Origin of the sequence: Paraburkholderia ribeironis, from assembly GCF_900019265.1 — a bacterium.
Lineage (GTDB): Bacteria > Pseudomonadota > Gammaproteobacteria > Burkholderiales > Burkholderiaceae > Paraburkholderia > Paraburkholderia ribeironis.
The window spans coordinates 1-6,357 of sequence record NZ_CYGX02000116.1; the positions used below are offsets into that span (position 1 = coordinate 1).

Sequence of the window (6,357 nt, forward strand, 5' to 3'; positions counted from 1 at the left end):
CGTAAGCTGTCTTCTATAACGTCCTCGGCTGCGTCAGCGATGACCGCCGAGATTCATTAATCAGCGTTTCCCTAAGGCGCCGCTCGGCGCACGTAAAAAAATAGGCAAGGCAACACGCAAAAAAATGGCCGGGATTACGATCCCGGCCATTTTTTTATCTCGCCCGTGGCTCAGCAAGATGCTCAGCCACAGCCTCCGTCATGCACTCAACCGCGGCACTCAACCCCGGCACTCAACCGCAGTCCTCAACCGCGCGTGATTTCGCCATCACGACGACGCCACAGGTCGAGCGGGTTGCTGTCGGCCAGCGCTGTGGGCACCAGATCGGCCGGGAAGTCCTGGTAGCACACCGGACGCAGGAAGCGCTCGATCGAGGTCGTGCCAACCGACGTCGCGCGGCTATCCGAGGTGGCCGGGAACGGGCCGCCGTGCACCATCGCGTGCGACACCTCGACGCCCGTCGGGAAACCGTTGACCAGAATCCGTCCGGCCTTGCGCTCGAGAATCGGCACGAGCTTTTTCGCCGTGGCCAGATCGGCGCTGTCCATCTGCAGCGTGGCAGTCAGCTGGCCGGCAAAGTGCTCGGCCACCTTGAGCAATTCCTGCTCGTCCTTGCAACGCACGATCGTCGAGACCGGTCCGAACACTTCGTCTTCCAGCACCGGGTTCGCGAGGAAAGTCTGCGCATCGGTCACGAACAGCGCTGCGCGCGCCTGCGTCGGGCCGGTCGCGTCGACGCCGCGCGCCACTGCCTCGACGCCCCGGGTCGCCGTCAGCTTGTTCTCGCCGTCCTGATACGCGGCGTGAATGCCAGCGGTCAGCATGGTCTGAGCCGGCTTGCCGCTCAGCGCAGCCGACGCGGCGGCGACGAATTGCTTCAGCGCATCGCTGTCGACGGCAATCGCGAGGCCCGGGTTGGTGCAGAACTGACCGGCGCCGAGCACCAGCGAATCGACGAAGCCACGCGCGATGCTGTCGCCGCGTTGCGTCAGCGCGTTCGGCAGCAGGAACACCGGGTTGATGCTGCTCATCTCGGCGTAAACCGGAATCGGCTCGGCACGCGCCGCCGCGACGCGCATCAGCGACGTGCCGCCCGCACGCGAACCGGTGAAGCCAACCGCCTTGATCGCCGGATGCGACACCAGCGCTTCGCCGACCAGATTGCCCGCGCCGACGATCATCGAGAACACGCCTTCAGGCAGCTCCATTTCCTGCGCGACGCGCTGGATCACACGCCCGACCATCTCCGAGGTGCCGAGGTGCGCGCGGTGCGCCTTCACCACGACCGGGCAACCGGCCGCAAGCGCCGCAGCCGTGTCGCCGCCCGCCACCGAAAACGCCAGCGGGAAGTTGCTGGCGCCGAACACCGCGACCGGGCCAAGCGGAATCTTTTGCATGCGCAGATCTGAGCGCGGCAGCGGCTTGCGTTCCGGCAGCGGCGAATCGAGTGTCGCGGCGAGCCATTGGCCCGCGCGCACAACCTGCGCGAACAGCTTGAGCTGGCCGGTGGTGCGGCCGCGCTCGCCTTCCAGACGCGCCTTCGGCAGACCCGATTCCTGGTGCGCGCGCTCTATCAGCGCGTCGCCCAGCGCGGTGATGCCGTCAGCGATGCGTTCGAGAAACTCGGCGCGCACCGTGAGCGGCAGTTGCCGGTACGGGTCGAACGCCTGCTGCGCCAGTTCACACGCGCGCTCGACCTGCGCGACGCCGCCGCTGCCGAAAACCGGCTCGGCGATCTCCGCGCCCGTGGCAGGATTGACCGCGTGCAATGGTTGTTCCTCGCCACGCACCGCCTGGCGGCCAATCAGCATTTCGCCGGTAATGGACATTTTTTCGCTTTCCTTGGATAAAGGCTTTAGATATAAGTCATCCTACAACATTGCGAGGGCTGCGCGCAACCGGAAACGCTTATCTACTGGGGAATTCGGGTTTACGTGACCGTTACATATCAAGGGGTCAGTGCTAATCTTGTCTTAGACATACGACGACTTATAACATCGCGCATAGTCATCCACATAGTCATCATCAGCGCTCACCCGATCCATTGCCGTTCGAGGAGACACCCATGCCCGCTGTCCCGCCCTACCAGACCCTGCCCAACCGGTTCCGTCGCGCGGTCTGCGGCGGCGAGACCCAGATCGGCTGTTGGTCATCGCTCGCCAGCCCGATCGTCACGGAACTGCTGGGCACCATCGGTTTCGACTGGATGCTGCTGGACGCCGAGCACGCGCCGAACGATGTGCTCACGCTGATCCCGCAGCTGATGTCGCTCAAGGACAGCGCCAGCGCACCGGTCGTGCGGCCGCCGGCCAACGACAGCGTGTTCATCAAGCGGCTCCTCGATAGCGGCTTCACGAATTTTCTGGTGCCGTTCGTCGACAACGCCGCTGACGCGGCCCGCGCGGTCGCCGCGACGCGCTATCCGCCGCAGGGCATCCGCGGCGTGTCGGTGAGCCACCGTGGCAACCGCTTTGCGAACGTGGCCGATTACTTCGAAATCGCCAACGACAACGTCTGCGTGATCGCGCAGATCGAAAGCCGCAAGGCGGTCGAGGCGATCGACGAAATCGTCGCCGTGGACGGCATCGATGCGGTGTTCATCGGCCCCTCGGATCTGGCGGCCTCGTACGGTCATCTTGGCAATCCTAACCATCCCGACGTGCAACAGGCAATTGCGCGCGTGTTCGAACGCGCGCAAGCCGCCGGCAAGGCAAGCGGCATTCTCGCCCCGGCGCAGGCCGACGCCGAACGTTATCTGTCGATGGGCTGCCGCGTCATCGCGGTCTGCGCGGACATGGGGCTGCTCAAAGCCGCCGCGCAGTCCGTGCAGAAACACTTCATGCAGAACCAGGCAGGCCAGGCGTAAAGCCAACCTTAGGGCAGGCATATATGCAGGCATAAGCACGGCCGCCACGACACCTTCGGAGCATTCCATGCAAAAAGCAGGCTTTATCGGACTCGGCATCATGGGCAGGCCCATGGCCGCCAACCTTCTCAAGAACGGCGTCGCGCTGGCCGCGTTCACGCGCAGCGGTGTGCCCGACGATCTGATCCAGGCCGGCGCACTCGCGTGCGACAGCCCGGCCGCGGTGGCCGCGCAGGCCGACGTGATCTTCATCATGGTGCCGGATACGCCGGACGTCGAGCGCGTGCTGTTTGGCGAACAGGGCCTCGCGAACGCGTTGCGCGCGGGCCAAACGGTGGTCGACATGAGTTCGATCTCGCCGATGGCCACCCGCGAGTTCGCGGCGCGCGTGCGCGAGCACGGCGCGGACTACCTGGACGCGCCGGTATCGGGCGGCGAAGTGGGCGCCAAGGCAGCTTCGCTGACCATCATGGTAGGCGGCGAAAGCGCGACCTTCGACAGCATCAAGCCGCTGTTCGACATGATGGGCAAGAACGTCACGCTGATCGGCGCGGTCGGCGCCGGACAGGTGTGCAAGGTGGCCAACCAGGTGATCGTCGCTGCGACGATCGAGGCGGTCGGCGAAGCGCTGCTGCTCGCGTCGAAGGCCGGTGTCGATCCGGCGCGCGTGCGTGAGGCGCTGATGGGCGGCTTCGCGTCGTCGCGCATTCTCGAAGTGCACGGCGAGCGGATGACCAAACGCAGCTTCGATCCGGGCTTTCGCATCGAACTGCACCAGAAGGATCTGAACCTCGCGCTGTCGACCGCACAGGCGCTCGGCGTGTCGCTGCCGAACACCGCCACTTGCCAGGCGCTGTTCAACGCCTGCGTCGCGCACGGCGGCAAGGCGTGGGACCACTCCGCGATGGTGCGTGCGCTCGAGGTGCTCGCCAATCACGAAATCGGTCAGTCAAACGCCTGAGGCCGCGCGCCCTTTCACGGCGCGCCGTCGCGTCCGCTCCATGTGCATGAGGCGGGCGCAACGGCGCGCGCTGGCATGCGCGGATCGGGCAAACGTCTGAAGACGAGGTTGTACCGCTGTAACCGATCGCATCTTACAAATATTAAGGATCACTGATCATTACAAGACAATGGCGTCGGCAGACGGCCGCCGCAATACCAAGGATTACCGACAACGCCCGCCATGGGCAAGGAGACATTCGTGACAACCCTGAATAAGAACAACGACAAGCGGACTGCATCGAGAACCCCGGACCCGACTGAACCGCACTCGCCCGGCCGCCGCGCGTTCATGGTGCTGGCGGGCACCTCCGCCGGCGCAACGCTGCTTGGCGGCCTGGCCGCCTGCGGCGGTTCGATCAACCAGCCGGCGTCCGCGTCGAGCACACCAACGGCCGCGCAGGACCCGATCTGGGGCTCCTCGGGCGCCGCAACCAGATCATCGCTTCGTTGCAAGGCATCACCCAGTCGATGTTCCCGGCGCGCGACTTTCTGGTCACCTCGTACGGTGCGCAGCCCTGCCCCGTCGTCGCGGCGACCAATCCGTACACGGGCGCGTCGTCGCTTGCGAGTCCCGGCTCGGAGCAAACCAACGGCGCCGGCTCGATCGATTCACGGCCCGCGTTTCTCGCCGCGATAGCGGCCTGCAATGCGGCCGGCGGCGGCCGCGTGGTCGTGCCGTCCGGCACGTGGTATTGCGCCGGACCGATCGTGCTGCTGAGCAACGTGAACTTCCACCTCAGCGCGAACTGCACGATCTATTTCAGCCCGAACCCAAGCGACTACGCGAAGGACGGCCCGGTCAACTGCGGCGCGAACGGCAATCTGTTCTATAGCCGCTGGCAGGCAAACGACTGCCTCAATTTCGGCTCGCCGGTCTACGCGCGCAACCAGACCAATATCGCCCTGACGGGCGTTGACGCCACCTCGGTGCTCAACGGCCAGGCGATGACGCCGTTCGCCGGCACGGGCAATACCGCGTCGTGCTGGTGGACCTTCAAGGGATCGAATGGCGCATATGGCTGCGTGAGTTCGAAGACGCCGTCACAGGTGTACCTCAACCCGAACAACGTCGATCTGAAGAGCGCCGCGCCGGGCATTTCCGACGCGCTCTATGCGCTGCTGACCAGCCCCACGACGCCGTGGCAAGAGGATCAGAACTACCTGCCCGCGCTGTCCGAGGCCGGCGTGCCGGTCGCGCAGCGAATCTTCGGCCTCGGGCATTACCTGCGTCCGTGCATGGTCGAGTTCATCGGTTGCACCAACGTGCTGATGGAGAACTACTGCACCAACAACACACCGTTCTGGCAGCACCATCCGACCGATTGCAGGAACGTCGTGATCCGCGGCGTGACGACCAACAGCATCGGCCCGAACAACGACGGCTTCGATCCGGACGCGTGCGATAACGTGCTGTGCGACGGCGTGACCTTCAACACCGGCGACGATTGCATCGCGATCAAGTCGGGCAAGGATCTCGATACCCAGTACGGCCCCGCGCAGAATCACGTAATCCAGAACTGCACGATGAACAGTGGCCACGGCGGCATCACGCTCGGCAGCGAAATGGGCGGCGGCGTGCAGAACATCTACGCGCGCAATCTGCAGATGCTCAACCAGAACTGGGCGACCAATCCGCTGAACATCGCGATTCGCATCAAGACGAACATGAATCGCGGCGGCTTCGTGAAGAACTTCTATGTCGACAAGGTCACGCTGCCCAACGGCGTCAGCCTGAAAGGCTCCGGCTACGGCAGCGCGTTGCTGGCCGGCAGTCCGATCAACGCCTCCGTGCCGCTCGGCGTGGTGACGGCGACGGCGGGCAATCCGTCGGCGGCACAGGGCGGGCTGATCACGTTCGACTGCGATTATCAACCGGCCAACGACGCGATTCGAACCCGTCCGGCGACGGTGCAAAACGTGAATATCTCGAACGTGGAGGCGAGCAACGTAACCGTCAGCGGCGTAACGGGCTCGTGCTTTCAGGCGATCGTCGCCCAGGGTCCGGTCGCCTTCGACTACAACGGCGCCGCGCCCGCACCAACGGTTCCGCCGATCACCGGCGTGACGATCTCGAACTGCAATCTGGGCACCGCGGTCTGCGCCGGCCCGGCCAGCGCAAGCACGCCCGGCCCGATCTACGCGTACAACGTCAACGGCATTACGTTGAACAACGTGGTGATCGGCGCGACGACGTACAACACCACGGTCGTCGATCAGCGGTAAGCGTGAAGCCGGTGGGGCGAAGATGATCTTTGCTTCGTCTCGCCAGGCACGACGACTGTCGCTCACACGTTCACTGCAAATCAGGCCGCAAGGCCGAGGTGAATCGGCACTGTGAACCGGCAGCCGGACAGCCAGGCGATCCCTGTGAGCAGGCAAAAAAAAGCGACGCCAAGGCGCCGCTTCAGACTGCTGACGAACCCCACGTTTTTCGGAGCGTGGGGTTTTGTTTTTTCAGGCGATGCGAGAACGGCCGTGAAGCGTGCGAC

General features: G+C 64.6%; 4 protein-coding genes and 1 pseudogene. 3 read left to right on the forward strand and 2 right to left on the reverse strand.

Going from position 1 to position 6,357, the window contains the following annotated elements; genetic code table 11:
- Positions 1-245: 245 nt before the first annotated feature.
- Positions 246-1,829, reverse strand: a complete 1,584-nt coding sequence (locus tag BN2475_RS31300; protein ID WP_094783253.1) for an aldehyde dehydrogenase (NADP(+)) — start codon at positions 1,827-1,829, stop codon at positions 246-248.
- 236 nt (positions 1,830-2,065) lie between these two features.
- On the opposite strand from BN2475_RS31300, the gene garL reads away from it, so the two are divergent.
- The 3 genes and pseudogenes from garL (at position 2,066) to BN2475_RS31315 (ending at position 6,091) form a co-directional block, all read left to right on the forward strand.
- Entirely contained in the window at positions 2,066-2,866 is an 801-nt protein-coding gene (gene garL, locus BN2475_RS31305) for a 2-dehydro-3-deoxyglucarate aldolase (protein ID WP_094783254.1), read from the forward strand.
- Between the two features lie 31 nt (positions 2,867-2,897).
- On the forward strand, positions 2,898-3,827 hold the full coding sequence (locus BN2475_RS31310) for a 2-hydroxy-3-oxopropionate reductase (RefSeq protein ID WP_245841707.1): 930 nt from the start codon (positions 2,898-2,900) through the stop codon (positions 3,825-3,827).
- Between the two features lie 330 nt (positions 3,828-4,157).
- Positions 4,158-6,091, forward strand: a pseudogene (locus BN2475_RS31315) (glycoside hydrolase family 28 protein).
- 80 nt (positions 6,092-6,171) lie between these two features.
- Here BN2475_RS31315 and BN2475_RS35145 read toward each other — a convergent pair.
- Positions 6,172-6,357: hypothetical protein (locus BN2475_RS35145; RefSeq protein WP_218023749.1), on the reverse strand; the 186-nt coding region annotated here is incomplete at its 5' end.